The 25,678-nt window shown below is 59.8% G+C and carries 27 protein-coding genes; 6 read left to right on the forward strand and 21 right to left on the reverse strand.

The genetic code is table 11. From position 1 onward, the window contains the following. Positions 1 to 23 precede the first annotated feature (23 nt). Positions 24 to 1,349 (reverse strand): MFS transporter, encoded by a 1,326-nt coding sequence (locus VHN57_RS27140; protein WP_061780291.1) that lies wholly within the window; start codon positions 1,347 to 1,349, stop codon positions 24 to 26. A gap of 87 nt (positions 1,350 to 1,436) precedes the next feature. Between VHN57_RS27140 and VHN57_RS27145 the strand changes: the two genes are divergently transcribed. Beyond that, positions 1,437 to 1,706, forward strand: coding sequence for a metal-sensing transcriptional repressor (locus VHN57_RS27145; protein WP_042469202.1), 270 nt, complete (start codon positions 1,437 to 1,439; stop codon positions 1,704 to 1,706). A gap of 61 nt (positions 1,707 to 1,767) precedes the next feature. Here the strand turns inward: VHN57_RS27145 and VHN57_RS27150 are convergent, their stop codons facing one another. After that, the gene (locus VHN57_RS27150) at positions 1,768 to 2,727 is read right to left on the reverse strand and encodes an Abi family protein (protein WP_042469203.1); all 960 of its coding nucleotides are present in this window, start codon (positions 2,725 to 2,727) and stop codon (positions 1,768 to 1,770) included. A gap of 288 nt (positions 2,728 to 3,015) precedes the next feature. On the opposite strand from VHN57_RS27150, the gene VHN57_RS27155 reads away from it, so the two are divergent. Next, positions 3,016 to 3,570 (forward strand): helix-turn-helix domain-containing protein, encoded by a 555-nt coding sequence (locus VHN57_RS27155; RefSeq protein ID WP_423286579.1) that lies wholly within the window; start codon positions 3,016 to 3,018, stop codon positions 3,568 to 3,570. Between the two features lie 337 nt (positions 3,571 to 3,907). On the opposite strand, the gene VHN57_RS27160 is transcribed toward VHN57_RS27155, so the two are convergent. Both VHN57_RS27160 and VHN57_RS27165 read right to left on the reverse strand, forming a co-directional pair. After that, positions 3,908 to 4,468 (reverse strand): recombinase family protein, encoded by a 561-nt coding sequence (locus VHN57_RS27160; protein ID WP_004213255.1) that lies wholly within the window; start codon positions 4,466 to 4,468, stop codon positions 3,908 to 3,910. A 170-nt stretch (positions 4,469 to 4,638) separates the two neighbouring features. Then, complete coding sequence (locus VHN57_RS27165) at positions 4,639 to 5,061, reverse strand: MerR family transcriptional regulator (RefSeq protein ID WP_014072603.1); 423 nt, start codon at positions 5,059 to 5,061, stop codon at positions 4,639 to 4,641. A 76-nt stretch (positions 5,062 to 5,137) separates the two neighbouring features. Here VHN57_RS27165 and VHN57_RS27170 point away from each other — a divergent pair, with 76 nt between their 5' ends. The 4 genes from VHN57_RS27170 (at position 5,138) to VHN57_RS27185 (ending at position 10,392) form a co-directional block, all read left to right on the forward strand. After that, complete coding sequence (locus tag VHN57_RS27170) at positions 5,138 to 5,533, forward strand: mercuric transporter MerT family protein (protein WP_014072602.1); 396 nt, start codon at positions 5,138 to 5,140, stop codon at positions 5,531 to 5,533. 12 nt (positions 5,534 to 5,545) lie between these two features. Then, on the forward strand, positions 5,546 to 5,875 hold the full coding sequence (locus tag VHN57_RS27175; RefSeq protein WP_004213249.1) for a heavy-metal-associated domain-containing protein: 330 nt from the start codon (positions 5,546 to 5,548) through the stop codon (positions 5,873 to 5,875). Positions 5,876 to 5,954: 79 nt separating this feature from the next. Further along, positions 5,955 to 7,331, forward strand: a complete 1,377-nt coding sequence (merA, locus tag VHN57_RS27180; protein ID WP_021222959.1) for a mercury(II) reductase — start codon at positions 5,955 to 5,957, stop codon at positions 7,329 to 7,331. Positions 7,332 to 7,422: 91 nt separating this feature from the next. Then, positions 7,423 to 10,392 carry a Tn3 family transposase gene (locus tag VHN57_RS27185; protein ID WP_014072601.1) on the forward strand — a complete coding sequence of 990 codons (2,970 nt, stop codon included), beginning with the start codon at positions 7,423 to 7,425 and terminating at the stop codon, positions 10,390 to 10,392. A gap of 59 nt (positions 10,393 to 10,451) precedes the next feature. On the opposite strand, the gene VHN57_RS27190 is transcribed toward VHN57_RS27185, so the two are convergent. From VHN57_RS27190 to VHN57_RS27270, 17 genes are all read right to left on the reverse strand, one after another. Next, on the reverse strand, positions 10,452 to 10,682 hold the full coding sequence (locus tag VHN57_RS27190) for a hypothetical protein (protein ID WP_004213230.1): 231 nt from the start codon (positions 10,680 to 10,682) through the stop codon (positions 10,452 to 10,454). Positions 10,683 to 10,741: 59 nt separating this feature from the next. After that, positions 10,742 to 11,191 carry a hypothetical protein gene (locus VHN57_RS27195; RefSeq protein ID WP_004213229.1) on the reverse strand — a complete coding sequence of 150 codons (450 nt, stop codon included), beginning with the start codon at positions 11,189 to 11,191 and terminating at the stop codon, positions 10,742 to 10,744. Positions 11,192 to 11,230: 39 nt separating this feature from the next. After that, complete coding sequence (locus VHN57_RS27200) at positions 11,231 to 12,409, reverse strand: LPD7 domain-containing protein (protein WP_004213228.1); 1,179 nt, start codon at positions 12,407 to 12,409, stop codon at positions 11,231 to 11,233. Continuing rightward, positions 12,399 to 14,315 carry a type IV secretory system conjugative DNA transfer family protein gene (locus tag VHN57_RS27205; RefSeq protein ID WP_004213227.1) on the reverse strand — a complete coding sequence of 639 codons (1,917 nt, stop codon included), beginning with the start codon at positions 14,313 to 14,315 and terminating at the stop codon, positions 12,399 to 12,401. Before VHN57_RS27205 ends, VHN57_RS27200 begins: the two co-directional genes overlap by 11 nt. After that, positions 14,293 to 15,285, reverse strand: a complete 993-nt coding sequence (gene virB11 / locus VHN57_RS27210) for a P-type DNA transfer ATPase VirB11 (protein ID WP_004213226.1) — start codon at positions 15,283 to 15,285, stop codon at positions 14,293 to 14,295. Before virB11 ends, VHN57_RS27205 begins: the two co-directional genes overlap by 23 nt. Then, positions 15,282 to 16,550, reverse strand: coding sequence for a type IV secretion system protein VirB10 (gene virB10 / locus VHN57_RS27215; RefSeq protein WP_004213224.1), 1,269 nt, complete (start codon positions 16,548 to 16,550; stop codon positions 15,282 to 15,284). Before virB10 ends, virB11 begins: the two co-directional genes overlap by 4 nt. 1 nt (position 16,551) lies before the next feature. Beyond that, on the reverse strand, positions 16,552 to 17,394 hold the full coding sequence (locus tag VHN57_RS27220) for a TrbG/VirB9 family P-type conjugative transfer protein (RefSeq protein ID WP_004213222.1): 843 nt from the start codon (positions 17,392 to 17,394) through the stop codon (positions 16,552 to 16,554). Continuing rightward, on the reverse strand, positions 17,391 to 18,074 hold the full coding sequence (locus tag VHN57_RS27225) for a VirB8 family type IV secretion system protein (protein WP_004213217.1): 684 nt from the start codon (positions 18,072 to 18,074) through the stop codon (positions 17,391 to 17,393). Before VHN57_RS27225 ends, VHN57_RS27220 begins: the two co-directional genes overlap by 4 nt. A gap of 9 nt (positions 18,075 to 18,083) precedes the next feature. After that, a complete protein-coding gene (locus VHN57_RS27230; protein ID WP_004213216.1) occupies positions 18,084 to 18,404 on the reverse strand; it encodes a hypothetical protein in 321 nt (106 codons plus the stop codon). Positions 18,405 to 18,414: 10 nt separating this feature from the next. Then, positions 18,415 to 19,431, reverse strand: coding sequence for a TrbL/VirB6 family protein (locus VHN57_RS27235; RefSeq protein ID WP_004213214.1), 1,017 nt, complete (start codon positions 19,429 to 19,431; stop codon positions 18,415 to 18,417). A 43-nt stretch (positions 19,432 to 19,474) separates the two neighbouring features. Continuing rightward, the gene (locus tag VHN57_RS27240) at positions 19,475 to 19,780 is read right to left on the reverse strand and encodes a hypothetical protein (protein ID WP_006949657.1); all 306 of its coding nucleotides are present in this window, start codon (positions 19,778 to 19,780) and stop codon (positions 19,475 to 19,477) included. Positions 19,781 to 19,782: 2 nt separating this feature from the next. Then, a complete protein-coding gene (locus tag VHN57_RS27245; protein ID WP_006949655.1) occupies positions 19,783 to 20,496 on the reverse strand; it encodes a type IV secretion system protein in 714 nt (237 codons plus the stop codon). 13 nt (positions 20,497 to 20,509) lie between these two features. After that, positions 20,510 to 22,894, reverse strand: coding sequence for a VirB4 family type IV secretion/conjugal transfer ATPase (locus VHN57_RS27250; protein WP_006949654.1), 2,385 nt, complete (start codon positions 22,892 to 22,894; stop codon positions 20,510 to 20,512). Then, positions 22,881 to 23,225 carry a VirB3 family type IV secretion system protein gene (locus VHN57_RS27255; protein WP_006949650.1) on the reverse strand — a complete coding sequence of 115 codons (345 nt, stop codon included), beginning with the start codon at positions 23,223 to 23,225 and terminating at the stop codon, positions 22,881 to 22,883. The genes VHN57_RS27250 and VHN57_RS27255 overlap by 14 nt, the downstream gene beginning before the upstream one ends. A gap of 6 nt (positions 23,226 to 23,231) precedes the next feature. Next, positions 23,232 to 23,573 carry a TrbC/VirB2 family protein gene (locus VHN57_RS27260; RefSeq protein ID WP_004213202.1) on the reverse strand — a complete coding sequence of 114 codons (342 nt, stop codon included), beginning with the start codon at positions 23,571 to 23,573 and terminating at the stop codon, positions 23,232 to 23,234. Positions 23,574 to 23,594: 21 nt separating this feature from the next. Beyond that, positions 23,595 to 24,260: a lytic transglycosylase domain-containing protein gene (locus VHN57_RS27265; protein WP_004213200.1), complete on the reverse strand. Its 666-nt coding sequence runs from the start codon at positions 24,258 to 24,260 to the stop codon at positions 23,595 to 23,597. 397 nt (positions 24,261 to 24,657) lie between these two features. Continuing rightward, positions 24,658 to 24,966 (reverse strand): hypothetical protein, encoded by a 309-nt coding sequence (locus VHN57_RS27270; protein ID WP_004213195.1) that lies wholly within the window; start codon positions 24,964 to 24,966, stop codon positions 24,658 to 24,660. Positions 24,967 to 25,678 lie beyond the last annotated feature (712 nt).

Genomic DNA, 25,678 nt, shown 5'->3' on the forward strand with positions numbered 1-25,678 from the left:
ACGTTGGGAACGGGGCAAGGAAATCACTTACCCGGCCATTTTGGATGGCGACGGTCGATCACATAGGGATGTTCGCCGTGGCTGTGGACCGCGAGATGCGGATCATCGGCGGCGAGGTCGCTATGTTCATGCGCGATCACGTCGGGGTCGTTCGCGGGCCATATACGGACGGCGACGAGGGTGCCGATCGCAGCAAGAACGGCCATCGCACCGAACGCCGCCTCCATTCCGACGCGAGCGCCGAGCTGGCCGACGAGCGGATAGCAGACCAGCCAGCAGACGTGGCTGAGTGCGAATTGTGCCGCGAACAATGCGGGGCGATCATCGGCGTTCGCCGACCGACGTAGCAGCCGTCCCGATGGCGTGACGCTCGCTGAATAGGCGACGCCCAGCACCAACCATCCGCCGAGCAGGACATGCCAGTAGGCCGGGCCTGGCTGCATGATGGCGGTGATCGCGGCGAGGGCCGCGAGCGCCAACGTCAGGATAGCGGCGGCGACCAGCATGACGGTCCGATCCGCAATCCGATCGAGGATACGAGGCAGGGTCAGCGCAGCGGTGATCGAGCCGCCCCCGAAGGCGGCGAGGGTCAACGCGACGTCGCGCTGGCTTAGGCCCATGCCTTTCACGATAACGACGGTGTTGACGATCACCATTGCGCTCGCGGCGGCAGCGGTGAGGGTCAGCGCCAGCAATCCGCGCAGGCGAGGCGTCGCGAGGTATATACGCGTGCCCCGCGTCGTCTTGTCGTAGATGCCGCCCTCGGCCTCAACCGGCGCCGGTCGGGGCAGGACGGTCGATACGACCAGCAGCGCCGACGCGACAAAGCCTATCGCGGTGCCCGAGAACAGCCAGTGGTAGCTCATCACCGTCAAAAGACCGGCCGCGAGGATCGGGCTCGTCAGGCTCTCCATGTCATAGGCGAGGCGGGACAGGGACAGCGCGCGGGTATAGTCGCGTTCCTCCGGGAGGACGTCCGGGATCGTAGCCTGAAAGGTTGGCGTGAACGCGGCCGATGCCGATTGCAGGACGAAGATCAAGATATAGACCTGCCAGACTTGGTTCACGAACGGCAGGCAAATGGCGACACCGGCGCGGATCACGTCCATTCCGACCAGCAAGGCACGGCGTGGCACGCGATTGGCGAACGCGCCGGCGATCGGCGCGACGCCGATATAGGCGACCATCTTAATCGCAAGCGCAGTCCCCAGCACCGCCCCGGCACTGCCGCCAGCTATGTCGTAAGCGAGCAAGCCGAGCGCGACCGTCGCCAGTCCCGTTCCTACAAGCGCGATGATCTGCGCGAGGAAAAGGTGCCGATACGTGCGGTTGGCGAGGACACTGAGCATGATCGCGCTATATCCCCCCCGGGGGATCGAGTCTATCCCCCCTGGGGGATACTCGACAGCAGCCCCTCACGCGCACTAAATAAGGGGATGGCCCATCACGCTCACACCAGCCACCCCGCAATCGTCAAACGGCTCAACCGCGTCGCTGGTCATCTGCGTAGCATCGTCGGCATGATCGAAGAGGAGCGCCCCTGCGTCGATATTGCGCAACAGCTTCAAGCGGTCGAAAACGCCATCGCCAGCGCCAAGCGCGCGCTCATCAACGATCATATCGACCATTGCCTAGTCCATGCCGAAGAAGGTGAGGGGACCAAGGCGGCGGTGGAGCAGTTCCGCGCGATCTCAAAATACTGGTGATGCGCCGCGCGGCGAGGGGTGTGCCACGTGGCACACCTCCTGAAGACCGCTACCGGGCGCATTAGGCCCAGATCGCTTCCTGATCCCAGCCTTCGAGAAACCCGCCCTGCGCGGCGCTGGCGAATGGCATTTCGGGGAAGGAAAGCCAATGTGCTTTCATCCGGCCACTCCACGATGTGCCCGGATTGATCCGCTTGGCGAGATAGGAGGCAACTGCCGCCGCGCCATAGACACGGTTCCGCTGCACGACGTCGTTGCCGATATGGACCATGCGCGGCGCCTCGAACGCTTTGGGCACCTGGGGCTGGTTGATGATGCCGGTATTCCACAGCCGGGAATGATGCGCGCTGATGTTGCGCACGAAGGCAAGGCTCTTGATCCAGCTCACCAGCGTGTCGGGGAGCAGATTATAGCGTTTTGCGATGGCGAAACGGTCGTTGGGATGCGCCATTTCGAGCAGCCAGGATAGCGTTCCAAAATCCCATGCCTCGACAGCCATCCAGATCGGCATTGGCGGCGTGTAGGTATTGTAGAACTCCGACACCCAATCGTCTTTACAGCGGTCGACGGAATCGTCCGCCTTCGCCAACCAGCTCAGGTGCCGGGTCGTGCCTTTAAAATTAGCGTTCGCACGATTGGGATCGAGGTAGGCGACCGATCGATGGGCGAACAGGTCACGATTCCCGAGCGCATGGGCGAGATCGACGCGCAGCGCGACTTCGATCCGTTCGATGGCATCGAGGAAGAGCAAGCGGAGCTGCTTGTCGAAGAGATAGAGATCGACGGCATGGCGAAACTCGGCACCGGCTTGAAACTGGTCGGTGCGAATGGTGCGCGTGGCATCGTCGGGATCGGGGATGCGCTCTTGCAGCGGTTGCCAATAGGGCGACAGGCGACCGTAGCCGATTCGCTCAAGATGGCGGATGGCTTTGGCTTGGTCGGTGACGCCCAAACCGCGGCCTTCAAGGAGGGCGAGCTGGTCGGCGAAGCTGAGATGGGGTTTGGCGTAGGGCGGAAGCATCGCCCCAGATATGAAGAAGGCCGCCCCTTGATGCCATAGGCAACAGCGGGGACGGCCATGTTGTCCTCTATCTAGATGTTCGGGTCTGAGGATTCAATTAAAAATTGACGGCGGGTCGCCGCGTGACCGCTCGGGCGAGGCAAACGCGCTCCGACAAATTTTGGGGGAGGCAAATCTGTCTCCGCCCTATATGCTTCCTTATCCTGATTACACGGTATCGTGTTTACGGGCTCACTGTGCTTCGTGAGACATTGGTGCCTCCCTCACTAGGGACAACAATGTCTCCGAGTGGGCGACGTTTTTGTCTCCCCACCCCCTCTGGAAATGGTGCGCGAATGTGCTATTTCCACCATCATGAGCAAGCAACCCGACGATACCACAAAGGAGGCAGGATCGAACGTCTTTTCGATCGCGGCGCTGGCGAAGCCGAAGAAGCGGAAGGACAAGTGGCCGGATGCCGTCCTGTCGCGTGGCTACAGCATGATCCCGTCGATCCTGTTGTGGGGCCAGGCCAAGATGGGTCTGAAGCCTGACGAGTTGAACGTGCTGCTTCAGCTCATCAGCCATTGGTGGTCGGCCGATCACGATCCGCATCCTGCCAAGGACACGATCGCCCGCCGTATGGGCAAGGACGCACGGACGGTTCAGCGGCACCTGACCGCGTTGGAGACGAAGGGTTTCATCAAACGGGTCGAGCGCTTCAAGCGGCACAAGGGCCAGGACAGCAATGGCTACGATCTGTCCGGACTGATCGCCAAGCTGGAGACGATCGCGCCGGAGTTCGAGAAGGTGACGGATCAGAACAAGCGCCGACGCGCGAAGGCTGAGACGAAAACGGCATAGGTTTCAAGGATCGCGCGCCGCGAAAGCGGCGTGTGGGGCCGGTCAGTCCAAGGCCGGTTCGGAACGTAGGGATTGGCGCTTCGGGCAGAAGCATGGCCCCCTTCCAAAAGGGGTAATGACGCCGCCAATCCCTACGCTCGCTGATTTAGCACAGCGGGGCGCTGACCCCAAACCCCGGGGAAGCTCATGAGCTATACCGAAGAGACACGCCAATCGACCTGCCCTTCATGCGGCAAGCTCAACCATGTCATCGTGGCCTATGCCGGGGACTATCGGGCGTCACCTCAAGCTTTGTACGCTGAACAACGATTTTCCGGACATAATGTGAACATTGGTGTCAGGCAGCGGCGCGAAGGTACTGGTAGAGGGTTTCGCGGCTGATGCCCATGTCGCGCGCGATGGTCGCCTTGCGTTCACCGGCGGCAACGCGGCGGTGCAGATCGGCAATCATCTCATCCGAGAGCGACCGTTTCCGCCCCCGATAGGCGCCGCGCTGCCGAGCGATCGCAATGCCTTCGCGTTGCCGTTCGCGGATCAGGGCGCGCTCGAACTCAGCAAACGCACCCATGACCGAGAGCATCAGATTGGCCATCGGGGAGTCCTCCCCCGAGAAGGACAGGCTTTCCTTCTCAAACTCGATCCGGATACCTCGCTTGGTGAGGCCCTGGACCAGCTTGCGCAGGTCATCCAGATTGCGGGCCAACCGATCCATGCTGTGGACGACGACGGTATCGCCTTCGCGGGCGAAAGTGAGCAGAGCCTCAAGCTGGGGGCGGTTGACGTCCTTGCCCGATGCCTTGTCGGTGAAGGTCCGATCGAGCGACTGACCTTCCAATTGGCGATCCACATTCTGATCGAACGTGCTGACCCGGACATAGCCGATCCGTTGCCCCTTCACTGCGCACTCTCTCCATCAAAATGTCAGGTTGAAATCTATGATACGCAACGACATTCGTCAACAAATTCCGTTTAGTACCCTAATCTGACAGAAACCGCGGTAGCGCCCTGACGTCCGGTTAGGCTATACTCCAAGCTGACATCACAAAATCAAATCCCTCAAAGATGGCGTCAATTGCCTTGATGGGGTAAAAACTGGAGTGCTTCCAGGATGGGACATTCGGCAACGTCATCTCCAGTGCATCTGGCTAACGTGGTCGCCAGCGTCACCTCTATCTTCTGCAAATCTGCAATGCGGCGGCGGACATCTTCAAGGTGGAGTTCGGTTCTCGCCATAACCTCCGCGCAGGTTTGTGCACCGGTATCGGTGAGCGACAACAATGACCGTATCTCATCCATTGCATAGCCAAGGTCGCGCGCGCGCAGGATGAACTGCAACCTTTGCACCAGTTCCGGCGAATAGACGCGGTAGCCGTTGGAACTGCGAGGCGGCCCCGGCAGCAATCCCACCTTCTCGTAATAGCGGATGGTTTCGAGATTGCAGCCTGTTTTCCGGGCAAGCTGGGCACGCAAGATGCCGACCTGTTGCTCCATGAAAATACCTCTTGAGTCTGTAGTGGCTACAGAGCCTACACTGCGAATCACTCAGTTGGAACAAGGGATTCAAGCCATGGTCTCAACGCCGGAAGCGGGACAGCCAGCCCTCACCGAAAACCACGAGCCGAAGCAGGCAAACTGGGTTGCGGCGGGCGCATTGATCGGCGCGGGGCTCGCCTCGGCTTGCTGCGTCGTCCCGCTACTGTTGGTTATGCTCGGAATTTCCGGCGCGTGGATCGCCAACCTGACGGCGCTCGAACCTTACAAGCCCTATGTCGCAGGCGTAACGCTCGCGCTGCTCGGCTACGGCTTCTGGCATGTCTATTTCAAGCCGAAACCGCCCTGTGAAGACGGTTCCTACTGCGCTCGTCCACAATCGGCTTGGACCACCAAGGCGGTGCTGTGGCTGGGCCTTGCCGTCGCCATCCTGGCGCTCACCATCGACTGGTGGGCACCCTGGTTCTATTGAAAGGAAATACCCATGAAAAAGACAGTATGTATCGCTATGGCCGTGCTGGCTATGGCTGGCGGCGGGGTCGCCTATGCAGTTAGTGGCACGGCGCAAGATCGCCCCGCGGCTACCGCAACCGCTCAGAAGCAAACCACCTTTGCCATAGAGAACATGACCTGCGCCACCTGCCCGATCACCGTGAAGAAGGCGATGGAAGGCGTCGCCGGGGTAACGGCGGTCACGGTCGATTTCGCAGCCAAGACCGCGCGCGCAACCTATAACCCGCGCCGCACCAATGCTGCTGCGATTGCCGCTGCATCAACCAACGCGGGTTATCCGGCGCGCGCTATTCAAAACTGAGCGGGGCGCCGCCAGCGCCTCAAGAAAGCGATAAGCAATGAACGACTGTTGCAACCGCCCCGGGCAGGAAGGATTTGACGTGGCCGTCATCGGCGCGGGTTCTGCCGGGTTCTCCGCCGCGATCGCCGCTGCCGATCTGGGCGCGAAAGTGGCGCTCGTCGGTCACGGCACGATTGGCGGCACCTGTGTCAATGTTGGCTGCGTTCCTTCCAAGACGCTGATCCGCGCCGCCGAAGCGGTGCATGGTGGGCTTGCCGCCGCGCGCTTTCCCGGCCTTGGGGGCGCTGTCCAGATGGATGACTGGTCCGTATTGGCGGCGTCGAAGGACGATCTTGTCACGACGCTGCGCCAAAAAAAATATGTCGATCTGCTGCCCGCCTATGACGGTGTGAGCTATATCGAGGGCAAGGCACGCTTTGCCGATGGTGCGCTGATTGTCGGCGATGCGCCCATGAAGGTCGGCAAGGTCATATTGGCGATGGGTGCGCACGCCGCCGTGCCGCCGATTCCGGGGATGGACAGCGTGCCCTACCTAACCAGCACATCGGCGCTGGCGCTGGATCGCTTGCCCAAATCGCTGCTGGTGATCGGTGGCGGGGTGATCGGGGTAGAACTGGGACAGATGTTTTCGCGTCTGGGCGTTGATGTCACCATCTGCTGCCGAAGCCGCCTGCTCCCCGAAATGGACCCGGAAGTGAGTGCCGCGCTGAAAAACTATTTGGAAGCCGAGGGCGTGCGGGTTTGCGCAGGTGTCGGCTATCAGCGTATCGCCCAAACACAGAGCGGGGTCGAATTGACCTGCGAGGGGCATTGTGACACCGTCGCGGCGGAACAGGTGCTCATCGCCACCGGACGCCGACCCAATAGCGACGGGCTTGGGCTGGAGGAGCGCGGCATAGTGCTTGCCCGTAATGGTGGAATCGTCGTCGATGACCACCTCGAAACGTCGGTTCCAGGCATTTACGCGGCGGGCGATGTAACGGGACGGGACCAGTTCGTCTACATGGCCGCCTATGGCGCAAAACTGGCCGCGCGCAACGCGGTGACGGGCAACCAATACCGCTACGACAATTCCTCCATGCCATCCGTCGTCTTCACCGACCCGCAAGTCGCCAGCGCCGGCCTCACTGAAACGACAGCACGGGCGCAAGGCCTGGACATCAAGGTTTCGCTGCTCCCGCTCGATGCTGTGCCAAGGGCACTGGCAGCACGCGATACGCGGGGTCTCATCAAACTGATTGCCGACAAGGCGAACGACCGTTTGCTGGGCGGCCAGATCATGGCACCCGAAGGCGCGGATTCGATCCAGACACTGGTGCTGGCGATCAAACACGGCATGACCACCCTGGAATTGGGTGCAACGATATTTCCTTACCTGACCACTGTGGAAGGCCTCAAACTGGCGGCCCAAACGTTTGATAAGGATGTCGCCAAACTGTCTTGCTGCGCCGGGTGATTGCTCGGGGATCAACCGGCAACGAATGGCCTCCCTCCAGTGCAAGCCGCTTTGGTGTCAATTTTGTTATTCGCCTCAGCGGGAGAGCAAAATGGCACGACGCCGACTTCTGACCGGAGACGAGCGCCGGCGCCTGTTCGATCCTCCTGTCCAAGAAACCGCGATCATTGGGCATTATACCCTTTCTGCGGAAGATGTTGAATTGGTTGGGCGCCGCTATGGTCCAGCAAATCGCCTCGGTCTGGCTGCACAAATCGCTTTGATGCGACATCCCGGCTTTGGTCTGCAACCCGAGATCGGGCTTCCCGACGTCATTCTTCAGTACCTCGCGGCACAGTTATTCGTCGATCCTTCCTCCTTCTCTGCATATGGTCAGCGCGCGCAAACCCGTACCGATCATGCCGATCTCGTGGCGCGTTATCTTGGCATACGCCCGTTTCGACGCGGCGACCTGGCACTTGCCCTGAATCTTGCCGCGCAAGCCGCCGAGTATACAGACAGAGGTGAACCGATTGTTCGCGCCCTCATGGTTGGCCTGAAGGGTGAGCGGTTCATTCTTCCGTCAGGCGACACACTGGAACGCGCCGGTCTTGCTGGCCGGGCACGCGCACGCAAAGCTGCCGCAGCCGCAATCGTCGAAGGCCTCAGCTCTGCTGAACTGACACGGCTAGACGAACTCGTAATCAACAACCCGGATTTCGGCATGACACCGCTGGCGTGGTTGCGTAATTTCGAAGAAGCCCCGACTGCGGCCAATATCAATGGCTTGCTTGAGCGCCTGCGCTATGTTCGCGGCATAGGTATCCACCCGGTAGTTGGGGGCGCCATTCCGGAATTCCGCTTTGCCCAATTTGTCCGCGAGGGCGGCGTGGCACCGGCATTCCTGCTTTCGGATTACAGCGTCAATCGCAGGCGGGCGACGTTGACGGCCGCAGTGATCGACCTTGAGGCCAGACTTGCCGATGCCGCGATCCAAATGTTTGACCGACTTATCGGCGGCATGTTCACGCGCGCGCGGCGTGGGCGCGAGCGTCGCTACCAAGATAGTATTCAGTCGGTGGGGCAACTCATGCGGCTGTTTGGCGCCACGATTACAGCACTTGATGAGGCTGTCCAGAATGGCGGCGATCCGCTCGAATTGATTGACGAAGCGGTGGGCTGGCACCGGCTTGTTGCGGCAAAGGCCCAAGTAGATGCCCTTGCTGATCTTGCCGGCGAGGACGCACTGGTAACGGCAACCGAGCGTTACGCCACGCTACGGCGTTTCAGCCCGGCATTTCTGGACGCCTTCACCTTCAAGGCGTCTGGAACAGGGACGGCACTGATCAAAGCCATCGATGTCATTCGCGATGCGAACACACGAAAGTCGCGCGACCTTCCCGATGGCGTTCCACTGCCATTCCCCAATCGGCAGTGGAAGCGTCTCATCACCGAAAGCGGCCGTATCGACCGCCGACGTTATGAAATTGCGATCATGGCAACCTTGCGTGATCGTTTGCGCGCCGGTGATGTATGGATCGAGGGAACCCGCAACTATCAGCGCTTCGATGCCTATTTGCTGGGTCGGCGCGACGCCGCCAAAGTGGCGGATGTGCTTCCGTTCGATTCAAATGCTGCATCCTACCTCGCTGACCGGGCACGAAATCTTGACTGGCGGCTGCGCCGATTTGCCAAGCAGTTGAAAACAAACAAGCTTGAGGGAGTGTCGCTCGAACGAGACCGGCTCAAGCTTCAGCAAATGCCGCCTGTCACCCCACCGGAAGCTGAAGCCCTCGATCGCAAGCTCGATACCCTGCTTCCCCGCGTGCGCATCACCGAGCTGCTGCTTGAAGTCGCCGAACGCACTGGTTTTTTGAACGCATTCCGTGACCTGCGCTCAGGCAAGGAGCACGACAACCCCAGCACGGTACTCGCCGCAATTCTGGCTGATGGCACCAACCTCGGGCTGGAGCGGATGGCCAATGCCAGCGAAGGCGTCAGCTATGCCCAACTCGCATGGACCCACAACTGGTATCTTTCACCCGAGAACTATCAGGCCGCGCTGGCCATGATCATCTCAGCCCATCACGAATTACCCTTCGCGCGGCATTGGGGCGCTGGCACCAGTTCGTCGTCCGATGGCCAGTTCTTCCGGTCGGGGCGGAGCCGTTCAGGGGCGGCGGACGTCAATGCCAAATATGGCGCCGAACCTGGCGTGAAAATCTATTCTCACCTTTCCGATCACTTCGCATCATTCGGATCACGGATCATGTCCGCGACGGCAGGTGAAGCGCCTTACGTGCTCGACGGGCTTGTCCTGGGCGCCGGCAACCTTCCGTTGCATGAGCACTATACCGATACCGGCGGCGCCACCGATCATGTTTTCGCACTCTGCCACCTACTCGGGTTCCGCTTCGCGCCACGGCTGCGCGATATTGGCGACCGCAAGCTGGGTTCGATCGCTGCGCCATCGACATACAAGGGCATCGAAAATCTGATGGGCCGCACCATCAAAACGGCAGCGATCGAGGCCGATTGGGATGACATCGTCAGGATTGTCGCCTCAATCAAGGATGGCACGGTGGCGCCGTCAGTAATCTTGCGAAAACTTGCCGCCTACAAACGCCAGAACAGGCTGGATTTTGCATTGGCTGAACTGGGCCGTATCGAGCGCACTTTGTTCACGCTCGATTGGCTTGAACAACCGGAACTGCGACGTGCCTGTCAGGCCGGTCTCAACAAAGGCGAGGCGAGGCACACGCTTGCCGCCGCCATCTATACCAACCGGCAGGGTCGGTTCACCGATCGCTCGCTGGAAAATCAGGAATTTCGCGCATCTGGGCTGAACCTGCTGATTGCGGCGATTTCCTACTGGAACACGGTCTATCTCGACCGGGCCGCCCAGCACCTCAACGCTGTCGGCACGACGTTCGATGCGGCACTGCTTGCGCACCTTTCTCCGATGGGCTGGGCGCACATCAGTCTGACCGGCGATTACCTCTGGGAGCAGGCCAGGCGACTTCCAGCAGGTGAATTCCACCCACTCAACGAGCCAATGGCGCGGTTGAAGCGTGTAGCGTAGCCCATGTTCCGCTTATGTCCGAGAAATCGTTGTCTGGCGAACAAACCTTGAGGTGACGCCTACTTGCCGTGCTTGGTCCAACCAACGCTGTTTGCACGTTCCAAAGCGACCAAGGCGTCTGATACCGCCTTCTGCGCGACTAGAAGATAACCTTCGGCAATGCTGGGCCATGTTAGCTCATCGAACGGATTTGTGACGTTGCCGCTGAAATAGTCGAGAGCTTCATGGGCGCGTGCAGCCGCCTCGATTACCTTGGCGGTATGTTTCTTTGCCCTGTCAGATTTCTTCATCGTGCCTCATGAAGCCATAGCCCATCAAGAGATCGCAAGCGGTGGCAGCTGCCACCGCTCTACCTTCCGTCAGTTTTGAGCCTGTCACGATCTACGGACAGCTGGGGTAGGACCGGATACTTTAAGGCTTCACGCTCCCGCGCCCGACCTTCATCTATCCCGTATGATGTGCCAATCATCAAACCTACGAAGAACACGGGGATCAAGAGCAGAAGCATCGAGCCGAAGCGTGTTCTACGGCGAGAGCTTTGGATCGCGAGCGCATCACGTTGCAGCTTGAGAGCTGTTATGATCGTCTCGGTAGCAAGGGTGATTTCATGGGCGTCGTCGCCCACATTTGTAAGCAATTGCTCAACGTCCGTCAGAGGGCGTTCCACCTGTTTACCCACTTCGCTTAGATCAGACCAAGCGAGGTTTCTGGAATGAATCACGCGAAGCAAGGTTTCAATGTGACGATCGAGATCGGACACGCCTCTCGATGGCACCGGATCAGACCGGGGAATGTTCATCGTGCGGTTTCCTGTTTCCAAAAGGCATGTGCCATGCACTTAGCGCGAGCGGGACGGCTTCCGCTCCTGCTGGCGAAGCGTCAAATCCTCGCGCGCTATGCGGGTAGCCTCGTTCTGGCGCTGTTGCTCGAAACGGGCCGCAGGAATCGGTCCGCCGTTCTCAATCCGCTTGGCCACCGTTTCCTTCGCGTTCTCGATGTAGCGCGCCTGATCCTCCTTTTTGGGAAAGCGCGTTTTAGCTTCGATTGAGGCCGCCAGGACGTGCGACTGCGCGGCCTTGAATTGCGGATCGGTCGCATTCTCGCGGTGGGAGTTACGGCGGAATTGCTCGGCCGCTGCGCGAGACTCGGTAGGGTCTTGCTTTGCCATGCTCGCTCTTTTCGTAGGGTCTTGAGCTTCGCGCGCCTTGTCACGCGCCGCCAGTCTTTCTCCCTCAAGCTTCAGCTGGGGAGAAGGCTCGAAGTCTTTGACGGCGACACCGGCGCGGGCGGCTTCCAGATAGACCGCCTTCTTGAAATCATCGCTGCCATGAACACGGATCGACTGCCAGCCATTATGCTTCGCAATGGCGACCGCATCGCCAATCGCATGGTCCTTGTTGATCCGAATGCCATCTTGTCCCTTGATCGACATATCGGGCTTTTCATCGCGGCCGCTCCGAAACAGATCGTCGCCTACGCGCAGATATTTGCGTTCGATCTGCGCCGGAAGGGCCAAGGTTGTATCCTCGACCTTCTTGTCTTGGTTCGCCGTCTTCGACGGAGCGTCGGCGCGGGAGGGCGCAGGCTCTGATTTTTCCGCCTTCGACCGTTCGCCCTCAACAATATTCAGCGCCTTGTCGGCCGGGGCCGATGGTGCCGCTTCGCGCTTTACCGTCCGAGGCCAAGCCTCAACATCGGCCAGCGCGGCGCGCTCGCGGGGCTCCAATTCAGCGGCAGGCGCCCCGCGTTTTACGGCGCTATGATAGTCCCTAATAGCAGGGCTTAAGTATTGCCCCACCGGCGTTGAGCCATCGTTCTGCCAGTCCGTGGATGCTAGCCAAGCAGTTTTGCCACCTTTCTGCATCGTCAGCGAATGATCGCCATTGTCCGCCTTGACGTAAGCCTGCATCGCATCGGGAAGAGTAGCGAACGACTGTTTGCTGTTCCCCGGTCCGCCGCGAACTTCGAAAGGGCGTGGCTCAGATGCACCGCGCTGGCTTGTGTCATCATCGGCCATATTCTTCTCCTTCACTTAGAACTAGATCCCGGCGCTGGCCTTCCCACTCCTCTTTTGTCGGGTCGGGACCAATAATGTCGTCGAAGTCGATTTCATCGAAAGCCATGCTGCCGTCCTTCACTGTCAGGTTCGGCATGTCGCGATCGAGGGCGAGAACGTCTTCGGGAATGTCCTGCACCTGGTCATCGGCCAGTGCGGAATAATCGTTGAAAGCCGCCAGCTCTTCATCGCTCAGATCATCGATGGTCGCGATCGGGGCGATCGGCTTGGGCAGCGCCGGCACTTTCGGCGCAGGCGTCAAGCGCGAGCGGAACACGGCATCCTTGAAGTAGCGAATTTTCTTCCCGCGAATGACGGGGATACCGCCCCGGATGACGAGAATATCGTCTTCGGGCAGCTGCATCAGCTCTTGAGGGAGCATCAGTGCGCGCCGCTGTTCGGAGATTGTCTTGCTTCGATTGGCGAGCAATCCATGTATCGTCAGGGACCGGCTTTCCGCATCCTGACCGAGATAACCGAGGCGTTCGGACAGTTCCTTTGCGACCCGCAGTTCCTTGGGCGTGAAGGCAATTTCGACCCCGCAGTTTGATACGATTTCGTCCGCGCCATGCTCCCCATAGACATTTCGCAGCTGGGAGCGTGACTGGATGACGGGAAGCAGACGAAGCCCATAGCCGCGCACATAGGAGAACGCATTTGCAATGACCTGGGCGCGGCCGAGCCGCGCAAATTCGTCCAGAATGAGCAGCACGGACAGCTTTTCGCTATCGTCGGGCAGTTGCCGCGTGTTGAGGTCGATCAGCTGTTGGAAAAACAGATTGTAGAGCGGCGCGACCCTATCGAGTTCATCCGGCGAAACGCCGAGATAGATCGAGGTCGGGATGCGGCGAAGGTCCGTCAGGGAAAAGTCGCTTTCGGCAGTCGCGCGATCGACAATCGGATTGATCCAGAGATTGAGCTTGGAGGTGACGGTCTGGATAATGCCGGTGAATGTGTTGTCAGCGCTGGACGTAAAATCGCTCAACGCAGCGCGGCACCCTTCCGATAGCGCACCATCGCCGGCTTCCTTGGCGAAGAATGCCTTCATCCCTGGCATCGTGATGGTCCGGTAGATCTCGCCAAACGAGAAGGGACGTTCAGGCTTGGCCGCGATCCACGATGCAATGCCGACAAATGCCGTGCGGGCTGATTCCGTCCAGAACGCCTCGCCCTTTTCCGGAGGCACGAAGAGCATCGTGGCGATCTTCTGCAATTCGACCAGAACCTCAATCGGGTCGGACCTGTTGATGTAGCTGAGCGGGTTGTAGCGGGCCGTGCGGCCTTCCCTGTCCGTAGGGTTGAACAGGACAACCTTTTGGCCGCCTTTGCGGCGGAAACCCGCCGTGATTTCGTAGTTCTCACGCTTAATATCGAGCACGACAACCGAATCCGGCCATTGCAACAGATTGGGAATGACGATGCCGACGCCCTTGCCCGATCCGGTAGGGGCTTCGAGCAATACATGCTCCATCTTACCCACCATGAGAAAGCCGTTGCGGAAAAAGCCATTGCGGAAGCGGCCGAGCACAATGCCCTTTTTCGCGCGAAGGCCCGCCTTGCGGATTTCACCTTCGCGCGCGAAACGAGCTTCACCGTGAAGGTTCTTTTTCGGCCGCAGGACGATCGCCATGAGCAACACCGGCAACGGCACGCCTATGACCGCGCCTCGCCAAAGCGCTTCGGTCACGACAGGATCATGCCGGTAATACCAGAAGAAGCCGGGGAGCGTGAGCGGATCATAAGCCGCGGCGGGCATCTTAAGGAAGAACCACGCCACCGTGCCGGTCAGCAGGCCGATCAGCAGGAGCGTGATCGGAAGGAGGACGAGGGCCAGTGCGAGCCTGTTAGAGCCTGTTTTCTGGATCAAAATATATCTCCGTCACGCGAAAGCGGCCTTCGACCTTCTTGGTCTGCACGACCACATCAACCAGCAGCTTGAGCAGGCTGCGAATGTCGTCACGGGCCAGATCGGCGCCGCCCTCGCTTTCCTTGACCAGCAATGTCAGCTGTTCGAACGCGAGTTCGGCCGAGTCCGCATGGATCGTCGTGATCGAGCCGGGATGGCCTGAGTTGACGTTGCGGAGATAGAAGAACGCGGTGCCGTCGCGCAGCTCCTGCAACAGTATCCGGTCAGGCCGCATACGCAGGGCCGATTCCAGAAGATCCTTTGCAGAGATTTTCGCGGTGCCCTGCTTGTCCTTCGCGTAGAGCATGTGGACCACGTTGCGATGCGGAACGACCAATTCGCGCGTGTCTTCGATCGTCAGCAGCCGCTCATGCGGCGGAATGAGCTGGATCAGCCCTTTAGAGAGCGTCGTCTTTCCCGAGCCGGTAGCGCCCGAAATCAGGATATTCTTGCGGCCTTGGACCGCCTTTTGGAAAAATTCGACGTGCTTTCCTGCGTCGAGCAGATCGCGCAATTCAACATCGAGCGGCGAGACTTGCCTAGTTGCGATCTTTGTCTCGCTAAACAGCCCACCGCGCTCGAAGTCCTCCATCGTCAACGTCACCGATGACGGTTTGCGGATGGTGATGGACACGGTGCCGGCAGGGACAGCAGGCGGCACAACCAGCTGCACGCGCTCACCGCTGGGGAGGATTGTGGAGCAGATCGGCGTGGACTGGCTTATGTCCTGATGCGTGAAAGCCGCCGCTGCCCGCGCGAGCGCGAGCAGCGACTTTTCATTGAGGTCAGGCAATGTCTCCCAGGACCATCCATTGCGCGTTTCAATCGCCGCTTCGCCAGCCTTGTTAATCACCAGCTCCGTTACGTCCTCACGCGCAAGAAGAGGACGCAGCGGCAGCAGGGCGTTTTCGAGGACAGCCGTATTGCTCACTGGCCGCGCCTCAGCCGCAGGCCGTAGATGTTGGAGAAATCGAAGTCGCGAGCGACCATAATCCCCACTTCCGCGCCCTGATTGATGCGAAGCACCGGCTGAATCTGCATCGTGTCCCGCAAGATCGTGTCCGACGCTTGGCTGGGAACCCGCGTGACATTATCGGCGTCGGAGACTTCCGAGGCGGCGATCGAGGCGGCATCGTTGAGCGAGCTGAACAACAGCGCGGCCCCGAAGCGTTCCCAAAAGAAGTTCTTCACGCCGCCTGCCATACCTGAACGGCCAAGCGCGTCGCTGGCGGGCGAACCTACGTCGATCGCCACGCCGCGAGGCGTAACCGCGCGGTTCCATACCGCAAAGAGACGATATTTGCCGCGCTGGACGCCGGTTTGATATTCGCCCAAGACGCGCGTTCCCTTTTCCAGCAGGACGACGCGGCCGTTGTCCGAATAAATGTCGCGGGGAATGATGCAGCTGACATATCCGGGCTGACTGGAATCCATCGCCGTTTGCAGCACGCACGGAATGAACGACCCTGCGAGGATCAGCATATCGCGGTTGCCAATGTCGCGGCCTGACACCCGATCAATTTGCGAGGTTTGGCGCATGTTTTCGAGATTTGTCCGGCGCGATCCACCTTGCCCATCACCATCGGCCGACGCACCAATCAACTGCGCGCCCTGTGCTCCTGTGCCGCCGCCCATGGGCAGGCCGGTGGCAGCTGCCACCGCTCCACCGACCCCGCCGCCGTTTTCGCCACCATAAGCCATGATCCCGGCGCGGCGTTGGGCCTCAGCGATGACTTGCCCCTCAGACTTTTGGGGGCGGCCATTCGCGCCGCCCGTGCGGGGCGCTTGGCTTCCATCAAGCGCCGGCACTTCCGTCATGGGCACCGGCGCGTTCGGATCATTTGGCGCATCGGCAAGCGTGGGCGCTATGATCGACTTGGGATCGTAGTTGGCGAGCTGCCTTTCATCCGGCTTTTCCGCTTTCTCGGCCTTTTCGGTTGGATCGCTCCGCATCGCGTCGATTGTGCTGAAACCGAGAACGATCGCGCCGCAGGCAACCGCCGCGAGAACGACCGCCTTTTTGGGGTCGATCGACCTGTTCGGCAGAGCGGCAATCTTCGCCTGGCGCTCGCTTTGCCGCTCAATATCTTCGGGATCGGGCACCGGCTCAGACGCGAGGGGCCGGTTTTCGACCGTCTCGCCCTGCGAGATGATGTTGTCGCCATGCGGCGCGTTGTCATGATCGTTCGCAGCCATTTTATTGAACCCCCGTGGTTCGCTCGACTAGGCCAGAGGCCGTGTCAGTTTTGGGATCGCGCCCGTAATAGTCGGTTTTCTGATTGTGGATGCAGAGCACTTCGAGGCCCCGGCGCAGCCGGATTGTCCTGTAAACCCCGTGCAGCACCACATATTCATCGCGCACATCGAAGGAGGCGATGGCTTCCGATCCATCAGGATTGACGACGAAGAACGCCGGCAATTCACGCTGGTTGGGGAAGCGCATCACGGTGAACTGTCCATTGTCAGACACTTCGGAGGGCTGGATGGCCGTCGATCCTTGCATGATGTAATCGGCGTTGCGTGTGCCTTCCAGCACGCCAATATCGAGCGCGGACTTCACCGCGCCGCGTTCCAAGGCTTTCAGCTGGGCCAGCTGGGCCATTGCGGCTTGCGCCTGCGCCTCGGCCGCTTCCTGTTCAGGATAGCGGAAAACGACCGTATAGAAGCCGCTGCCGCGCTGCGTTGGCGACAGAGCGAAGCGGTAGCTGCGCGGGCCGTAGCGTGAACGGGTTATGACTGTCAGGTTCGTGCGACCCGCGCGCTCGCGCGGTTTGATGAAAAGCGAATTGGCAGCCGGTGCGACTTCCCAAGACACGGTATCGCCCAACGCCACATGCTCGACTACTTCATCCTTGGCGAAGACGATTTCCGTGGCGATGCGGAATACACCCGGAATCTCATAGACTTGCCGATCATTGTAGTTCGCTTCACGAACCCGGTGATCGAGCACCGTCGCATGAGGCGTTTCTTCGGCCATCGCCGGCGACGCAGCTAGCGCGATCGCGAGCGCAAACGGGGCGCTCCACTTCAACACGGTCATTGGGGCACCTCCACGTCAGCGCGATAGCTCTCGACCTGATAGCCAAGCGGATTCTTGAAGCGGTCCACTTCCTTGCTCGGCGTGCCATCGACCTTGTATTTGATGGTCGCGACGGCATCGGTTTTGGTCGAGTTCGAGCCGGTCACAGATTCCTTAGTGAAATAGACCTGCGCGACGTTGCCGCCCAGGAACGACACCCGCTTGATTTCGACAAAAACATCAGTGCGGTTCGCAAGGATGTTTTGCGGACTTTGGGGATTGTCGGTCTTGTAGAAGCGTGACCACCGATCCTGTTCGGGCCGCGCCGACATGACCATGACCGCATCGAAATATTCTTCGCGAGCGGCCGCTATCCAGCCTTCGCGATAGCGGACATAGGTAGCGAGGAAATACTTACGGACCGCCTCGTCATAGGTGATCGTCGCGTCACCGTGGAGCTTGGCGGCGATCGACGCCTCGCCCGTGTTACGGTCCACCGTGATAACATATGGCTCGACCGTTTTTAGAGGCGTCAGGGCTGCAACGGCCACAACGCCAGCAGTCGCCAGGGCGCCAGCAACGCCAGCGACGACCCACGCCAGCTTTTTGGAGCGCTCGGCCGCCGCAAGCTTGTCACGTTCCCAGCTTGCAGCCTCTTCAAAATAGGCTTTCAGCTCGTCCTTTGGAATACCAACTGCCATCGTAACACCTCAGCAATTCGAGTAGATCGGGCCGCGCAGCGAGGCGCTTAGACGCGGCACTTCGACCGCCCGCGATGCGTCCGACTGTTCATTGCCCGGAGTGGAGGGGTCTGCCGGGGCCGCGTCCGGCGTTGCCGGTGCACCCTGATTGAACACGTCCACATTTGCCGGCGCGGTTCGCTGTGCGGCCTGATCCGGGATTGTGGGGAGGGTAAGCCCATGCGGATTTGCAGGCCGCATCGGCCCCTCACATTTGGCTGGCTTTTTGACGGGCTGACCTGCGCAGGCCGCCAGCGCCAGGCAGATTCCGAGTCCAAGCAACTTGCGCATATTCGTTCCCTCAAGCTCTGGTGATTGTGTTTCGGTTGCGCCAACGGCGAACCGCCGACGAGAAGCCCCGCCCCATGCTGGCCCCCATGGCGCGGGCATCGCTGGCCGCGTGCCCTGCGCCCGTTGCAACTGCCCCGCCACCCTTCGTCACCGCGTTGCCGAACTGCGTCACCATTGCAGCCGCGCCGCCGCCAAGTGAGGCAGCTATTCCGGGGATTTGGATGAAGAAAAAGCAGGCGAGAATGTAGAACGCGATGATCCGGATACAGGTGCTCCAGATGTTGTCAAAATCGCCATCGAATGTTGCTGTTGCCGATTCAGCGACATTGGCCACAACGAGCACAAGAAGCATCGCAAATAGCGACAACATCAGAAAGTTGAGGACGCTGCCGAGCCATGAGAAGAAGTAGCTTCTGGTGGAATCAAACAGCAGCGCTGCTACGAAGATCGGCCCGACCACCGCCAGACAGGCGAGCGCAAACAGCGCATAGAGCACGATCACAAAGCCGACAGCCAGTGCGAACAGAGCCGCGATCGCTGTCAAAAGAATGATGATAGTGGCACCGATACACAGCATAATTGCGGCCGCAGCGCCGGGAATATCAGTCAGTGAGGCGTGTTCCTCTGCGTATTTCTCGGTCGCATCCTGCATCGCGAGCAGTGCATCATCGACCCGCGCCCACATCCCATCGAAAGACCCACCAACGCCGTCCGGTGAGCCGCCTACGATCGAGGCAAACTCATGCGGCAGGCCGGTCACGATCATCTGTGCGAGCGATGCTCCATAGAGGTTTGTCACAGCATAATAGAGCGCGGCCAGCATAAGCGAGCGATAGACATATTCGCGGAAGGGGTATTGCACGGCCCCGCGCATAATCGCGTAGCCTAGCAGGATTATGTAAATGATCATGCCAGTGCGGAGCGGTCCAGCGATCCACCCAACAAACCCAGCATAGTTGGACACAACTACCGAATTGAGTTCGTTGGTGAAGCCCTGATAGGCATTCGTAAATAGATCGTATTCCACCAGACCGCTCCGATTAGATATAATTCAAGCTGTTATTACAGCCTTACATTCCAGCTGCCTTCCGTGCTCGCGCACGCTGCTCATCACGTTTCCGCGACCTTTCAATGGAGGCGATTTTGTTCTTTATGCCTCCGCAATTGCGAGCCACTGGCATGGGGAGGTCCGACTGTTTGAGTTCGCTGTTCACGATCTTGTCGCACTCAGCGACGATCACCGGAATCTGATCTTCATGAGTTTTGAGCCAATCAACGTCATGATAGGTCATTAAAATCTCGGGAAATGTGGGCGCGCGTTCGCAGCCGGCGAGCAAGCCGGCTGCGCTGATCGCAAGAAGGACCATTTTCTTCATGGTCAAATTCCAGCTGCCGCCCGCGCTCGCGCACGCTGCTCATCGCGTTTGCGCGACCTGTCCGCAAAAGCTTCGGCCGTGTGCGCCGCGGCCTCCGCTCTGCGCGCTCGCTCCAACGCTTCGACGCGGAGCTGGTCGTTCATCATCGACGCGCTTTCGAGCTGGATGCGCGCTTGAAGGTCAGCAACTTCCTTGGCTGTTGATGCGGTCGCAAGTCGATTGCGCAGCTCTTCCAGACCCTCACCGCGCGATGTGGCCGCTTCGCCCATGCCTTCGGCCATGGCCTTGTCCATCGCGATCGAGCGAGCTGTCTGATAGCGAACGTCAGTCTGATCGCCATTCGCGGATACGCCGAGACGTTCGAGCATGTCCTGATAGATCGCATCAGATCGCCCGCCGTAGCTGCCGCCGCCGCCAAAATCGCCGCGCGCCATGCGTTCGAGCGAGTTCACATCAACGCCCAGGGTGCGAAGTGAATCTGTCTTAAGCTGGTTGGCGATCGAGGAAACATCGGTCAGCTGGTTCAACCCTTGGTAGAGCTGCTGCGCTTCCGCAATCTGCTGGCGACCTTGCTCGATCATCTGCATGGTCTTCTGGATTTGTTCGATATGCTTGAGCACCGACGTGCTATCGAACACAGGGATACCCTGCGCACTGGCTGGCGTCGCGGCCGCAAGGCTCCCGATCGACACAGCCGCCAAGATAAGCTGCTTCATAGTCTCACTCCTTTCAGCTTGGGCGCCGGCGCCGGTGAAATTCCGGCAACCAGAGCTTCGGATCATTGCCCAGTTCGGCAATCACTTCGCGGGCCACGCCCGTTGTTTCAGCGCGGCCCGACAGCACGGCCAGTTCATCGTCCATGCCAATGAGATCCAGGCCGACCACAACGGAGTCATGGCCCTGCTTCACGAGGAATTTGCGGCTTTCCGGCGACAGCTCTTCGCGCACCAGCTTAAATTCCGCCTCCGAGAGCGAGAAGCCTTCGATGTAATCCCGGCGCTGGCCGAACGGATTGGGCAGGAAGATTTTCGTCGCGACCTGCTCCAAGATCGAATGGCTGATCGTGGACCGCAGCGCGTCCGCAGGCGACTGTGTTGCAAAGACGAGGAACGCATTGCGCTTGCGGTATGTCTTGAGGCCATCCTGCGCGAATGCCGTGAACGCCGGATCGGCCAGCGCCTTCCAAAATTCGTCAATCGCAATAACCATGCGCTCGCCTGTCAGGAGCGCGTCTATCCGCTCGAACAGGTAGAGCATGACCGGCGTGCGGATTTCCGCGTTTTCGAGGAAGTCGGTCATATCGAAGCCCACGAAACGGGCTTCGAGAGACATGGAATCTTCCTCATTATCGAAAACCCAGCCAAGGTTCCCCTCGGAGGTCCACTTGACTAGGCGCGCGCCGACGCCGCCCGAGTCCGACATGCCGAGCATGGTCCGCAGCGCCGACAGCGAGCGTTGCTCGCGTGGCAGCTTCATCACGGCTTCGATGCCATCGTCGATCAGGTGCGATTCCTGCACCGTGATCGGCGCCCCCTCTTGCTTCACCAGCTGGCGGATGAAGCGACCGAGGAACGCGCGATGGGAAGCCGTATTGTCGAGCGCCTTGAGCGGAGCGAAGCCCGTAGGTTCCCCGTTGCGCAGCGCGAGATAGGTGCCGCCGCTGGCTCGGACAAAAATTTCCGCGCCTTGATCCTTGTCGATGAAGATATGGCGCGCGTTGAACTTTTCGAGCTGCGCCATCAGGAAGTTGACCAGCACCGTCTTACCGCCGCCCGATGGACCAATGACCATCGAATGGCCCAGGTCTGCCGAATGGAAATTGAAGTAATAGGGGCTGCGAGCGCTTGTCTTGAGCAAGGCGACCGCAGGCCCCCAATGATTGCCGTCCTCGTGCCCTGCAGGGAACGTATGGAAGGGCGAGAACGCCGAGAAATTATATGACGTGATCGGCGCGGGGCGCGCCCTCCACGCGAAGTTGCCGACCAGCTGCGACCAATAGGCAGCTTCCAGCGCCGCGCTTTCGCGGGCGGCGACCATGCCCGTATCGGCCAGCGCCGCGCGCGCGATCGACATGTTATCGCGCAGCTTCTTCAAATCTTCCGCGAACACCGTCAGCGTGAAATGATGGTCCCCCAGCACAAAGCGGTTCGATTGCAAATCGTCGGCCGCGTCGATCAGCTCATCCATCTGGCTGATCGCCTTGTCACCGGCGTTCGCCATTTGGGTCTGGCGAAGCCGAAACCGTTCTGTTGCCGCTGTGCGCGACAGGAACGTGAACGACTGCGTTATGGCGAGGCTGAAATCGACCGAAAGCAGCGATTCAAACTGGCGCGGCGTTGTCGATGACGGATACTCGCGAATGCCGAAAATGCCGCCGAACATCGAATGATCGGCGTCGCGGACCTCAAATGTCTCAGCGCCGATGATGGCGCGGCTCGCATAGAGCGCCGAGCCGAGACGGCCACGGACCAGAGGACAGCGCCGATAGCGCCCGGTCATCACCTGGTTCAATATTTCCAGCGGTTCGGAGAACAGGAGACCCCGGTGCTCATAGATGCCGACACGGCGCGGACGAACGCGCAGCAGTAGCTTTTCCAGATCGCGCACCTTGTCTTCCAGCAGCTCTAGAGCTTCCGCGATATTGGCGTTCTTGTCCTCCTGCTTCTTGCGCAGGAAATCCATCAGCTTGTCGGTCGCGTTTGCTGTTGGGCGGATCACGACCGTCATGAAGAAGCGGTTGCGGAACATGCGTTCGGCCGTCATCCGCTCATAGTATTTTTGATCGAGCTTCGCGGCGAAATGCGAGCGGAACGTGCCGCCTGGATAGTCGCGCACGCGCATCCGCAACATGTGCGTCCAGATCGAAAGCCGCTCGTCATGGATATTGCGCCAGACCCCGTTGAGGCGCGTGTGCCAATCATTCAGATCGCGCACGTCCGAAGTCTCAAAGGGCCGTCCATCCAGTTCGAGCATGAGCATTAGATCGCCGTTATCGAGGGCGACCACATGCTCATTGACATGCCGCGAATACGGCAAGAATTTCTCGGGCATTTCCTCCCGTTTGGCCTTGTCAAAAGGCACCTTCTCCGCGAGCGCGCTCTTACCGAACACCACGACCAAATCCCTTTCGCTTGATTCCGTAGAGCGGCAGCGGCGTGTAGCTCGATCCACCCCAAAAGACGCGGTTCCGGTTCGCCGCTTTGGTCCGGCCCCACAGGAAGATCAGCCGGAATGCGTTCACGTCATGCCGAACGATAAGCCGCGCCATCGCATAAAGCGCGACGGCGGCCGCGCCGCCGTAGAGAGGATTGCCCGAACCAACTAACGTGATTGCGCCCGCCATGATGATGAGCGCGCCCGCTTCAATGGGAACACCCGCCCACAAAGCGGGGCGGGTGACGGCCAAGAACAGCGGGTCTTTTGTCATTTCTTCCTGACCGTCCATCCCCGATCACCCCGTAATCGTGTCGACGATCCAAGGCGCGGAGAACACGATCACCACGCCAACTACGACCGTGACGAGCATCTGCACCGACGCGCGGCCGAGGAACCACAGAAGGCCAACGACGATGATCGCGATGATCGCAAGCGTGCGGAGCAAACCGTTGCTCAGCAGGCCGAGAATGTTGTCGGCCAGGCCTTCAAAGTTTGCCTGCGCAAAAGCCGGCTCCGCTACGAGCAGGCTTGCCAGCAGCGACAGGGGCAGCGCGCGCGCCATGAGCGGCGAGGGCTTGAGACGCGCGAGCAGCGCATCGAGCCGGGATTCAGCCTTGATCTTCCAGATACGAAACATTCGACAACTCCTATCTTCGCCTTACGAACCAATCCGCGCGTGTTGGGCGCGGCCGAAAACATCCCACGCAGGCGGTGCAGGCGGTGGAGCCGCCTCCATGTTCTCCGCTGCGATTTCCGCCAGCTCCACCGGCACACGACCGGCGCCAGTGTCGCTCATGGCGGCGCTGGCGGGCTGATCGCCCACGATGACAGTCGGGATTGCGGTCGCAGGCCGACCGCTGACGCGGCGACCTGCGTTCTCCACGCGGGCGACATAGCCGTTGCGGAAACCTCTCGATTGAGAGCCTGTGTTATACATGCTGAGTGCGACCCGAAGGGCCTCTTGCGGGGTGCGCCCCGTCTTGGCCGAACGGAAATTGGACAGGAGCACCCGGCCTGCCGCTTCGATATTGGAGCACTGCTTGAAAACAGTGTCCCACGTTAGGCCGAGCCATCCCATGTTGCGTGAATTGATTTGGCCGAGGCCGAGATCCACGCTGTAGCCGCGAGCCACATAGGAGCGCGCGGTTGCGATGGCCTCAGCCTCATTACGCGGACGGCGAGGCTGACTGGCCACGCCGTTGACGTTGATCGCAAAAACATAGTTCGAAGATTCCGCATCCACGATCGCGGCGATCGTATGCGGCGCTACCGCTGGGGCGCATTGCGCCGCCAGCGAAAGAACGGCTCCGGTTTCGAGGAACACGTTCCCGCTCCCGGTCAGTTGCGCGGCTGATAGTAGGTCTGTTGCCGCCCGTCAGTCCAAGTGACCGTCAAGCGACCAGGCCTCCCATCATCCGGCTTCTTGTATTTGGTCTTGGCGATGCCCCCGCCCGTGCATGTCGGGAAGCTGCCGCCGAGAGCCAGCACGCGCCACAGTTTCGTTATCGGTGGAACACAGGCTGGATATTGCGTCGGACCACCCGGGTTGGAGATGCACAGCACAACCTCACATGCCCAAGTATTATCCGACGCTACAGCGGGGGTCGATTGCACCGCAGCCCCCACCAAGGCGGTCGCGAGCGCGAAATTAAAAGCTTTCATCGCTTTCTCCCTCGTCATCGAGATTTATGCACATATCACGATGAGGGGGAAAGGGAAGCCTAAAACGCCAATTTGTTGCTGCATTGTTTGTCGGGAACCAATCGGATATGGTCATCCTCATATCCGTAATCGAGCACGACATGCCGCACAGCACTTGACAGTCGCTTGTAGGTTTTAAGCGTCGGCTGCTCGAATAGGCAGACATTCAGCCACTTATCACCACGCCACGATACTTTCACATTAATGATCCATTCGCTCGATGGCAGTTGCGCAATCTCGACTGCTTGGATCATTCCCCCAGCGGGGCGGCGGGTGGTTAGTTCGCGTTCCAGGATCGGATCATACTGCCAATCATCGCTATGCGGCATCGTGATTTATTCCCTTTTACCGATTGGGCTATGTCTATCCTCGCTTTGAAGGCGAGGGCAACCCGGCTTGTCGTCTCTTGCCGTGCGCGCACATAAACGCCATGAAATGTGCGCGCACGCTTATAAGCGCGACAGAACGCCTCTTATTCAATGCGATGTTATGGCACGACCTAAACGACAGGAAGACCCGCTTCTCCCGGTTCCCTTGCCCCGGCGTCGGCCGAGCCGCGCCAACACGCGCGCGCTGGCAACATGGGTGAAGCCCGAGCTGGTTCACGAGATAAACGCTTTGGCCCAGGACGAGCAAACGTCTGTCTCTGCGCTCTTGGAAGAGGCCGCGATCAATCTACTCCGCGAACGCGGGATCGAGTTTCCTGATTACATGCGACACTATCGCAAGGACGCGACCGAAGTCGCTCCATAAGCGTGTTGACACGCTTATTCTTGCCAACCCTTGAAACTTGAGCCAGTTATGACCCGCTGATTCCACCTTGGAGTCGGTGATTCATCTGTTGCGTGTGGGGTGGCTCCCCATCTGCAACAGGCAACAAAAAACCCTCGCTTGGCTGAGCGAGGGCTGTTTGTGCCACCGAAGTGAGCGCTTCTAACTTGGCTCTCTTTATCGGTGGTGCTGCGGCGAAAGTCAATCTCGAAAGCGTGCTTTCGGGAGCGATGGTGCTTGGCCTCGCGGGACCGACGAAGGGAGGTCCGC

Origin of the sequence: Sphingobium salicis subsp. salicis (assembly GCF_049472635.1) — a bacterium.
Classification (GTDB): Bacteria; Pseudomonadota; Alphaproteobacteria; order Sphingomonadales; family Sphingomonadaceae; genus Sphingobium; species Sphingobium yanoikuyae_A.

Bases quoted from the DNA above. Each gene is read 5' to 3' on its own strand.
- VHN57_RS27140 (WP_061780291.1), bottom strand. From the start codon at position 1,349: ATGCTCAGTGTCCTCGCCAACCGCACGTATCGGCACCTTTTCCTCGCG.
- VHN57_RS27145 (WP_042469202.1), top strand. From the start codon at position 1,437: ATGGCCCATCACGCTCACACCAGCCACCCCGCAATCGTCAAACGGCTC.
- VHN57_RS27150 (WP_042469203.1), bottom strand. From the start codon at position 2,727: ATGCTTCCGCCCTACGCCAAACCCCATCTCAGCTTCGCCGACCAGCTC.
- VHN57_RS27165 (WP_014072603.1), bottom strand. From the start codon at position 5,061: ATGGAGCAACAGGTCGGCATCTTGCGTGCCCAGCTTGCCCGGAAAACA.
- VHN57_RS27170 (WP_014072602.1), top strand. From the start codon at position 5,138: ATGGTCTCAACGCCGGAAGCGGGACAGCCAGCCCTCACCGAAAACCAC.
- VHN57_RS27175 (WP_004213249.1), top strand. From the start codon at position 5,546: ATGAAAAAGACAGTATGTATCGCTATGGCCGTGCTGGCTATGGCTGGC.
- VHN57_RS27185 (WP_014072601.1), top strand. From the start codon at position 7,423: ATGGCACGACGCCGACTTCTGACCGGAGACGAGCGCCGGCGCCTGTTC.
- VHN57_RS27190 (WP_004213230.1), bottom strand. From the start codon at position 10,682: ATGAAGAAATCTGACAGGGCAAAGAAACATACCGCCAAGGTAATCGAG.
- VHN57_RS27195 (WP_004213229.1), bottom strand. From the start codon at position 11,191: ATGAACATTCCCCGGTCTGATCCGGTGCCATCGAGAGGCGTGTCCGAT.
- VHN57_RS27200 (WP_004213228.1), bottom strand. From the start codon at position 12,409: ATGGCCGATGATGACACAAGCCAGCGCGGTGCATCTGAGCCACGCCCT.
- virB10 (WP_004213224.1), bottom strand. From the start codon at position 16,550: ATGGCTGCGAACGATCATGACAACGCGCCGCATGGCGACAACATCATC.
- VHN57_RS27220 (WP_004213222.1), bottom strand. From the start codon at position 17,394: ATGACCGTGTTGAAGTGGAGCGCCCCGTTTGCGCTCGCGATCGCGCTA.
- VHN57_RS27225 (WP_004213217.1), bottom strand. From the start codon at position 18,074: ATGGCAGTTGGTATTCCAAAGGACGAGCTGAAAGCCTATTTTGAAGAG.
- VHN57_RS27230 (WP_004213216.1), bottom strand. From the start codon at position 18,404: ATGCGCAAGTTGCTTGGACTCGGAATCTGCCTGGCGCTGGCGGCCTGC.
- VHN57_RS27240 (WP_006949657.1), bottom strand. From the start codon at position 19,780: ATGAAGAAAATGGTCCTTCTTGCGATCAGCGCAGCCGGCTTGCTCGCC.
- VHN57_RS27245 (WP_006949655.1), bottom strand. From the start codon at position 20,496: ATGAAGCAGCTTATCTTGGCGGCTGTGTCGATCGGGAGCCTTGCGGCC.
- VHN57_RS27255 (WP_006949650.1), bottom strand. From the start codon at position 23,225: ATGGACGGTCAGGAAGAAATGACAAAAGACCCGCTGTTCTTGGCCGTC.
- VHN57_RS27260 (WP_004213202.1), bottom strand. From the start codon at position 23,573: ATGTTTCGTATCTGGAAGATCAAGGCTGAATCCCGGCTCGATGCGCTG.
- VHN57_RS27270 (WP_004213195.1), bottom strand. From the start codon at position 24,966: ATGCCGCATAGCGATGATTGGCAGTATGATCCGATCCTGGAACGCGAA.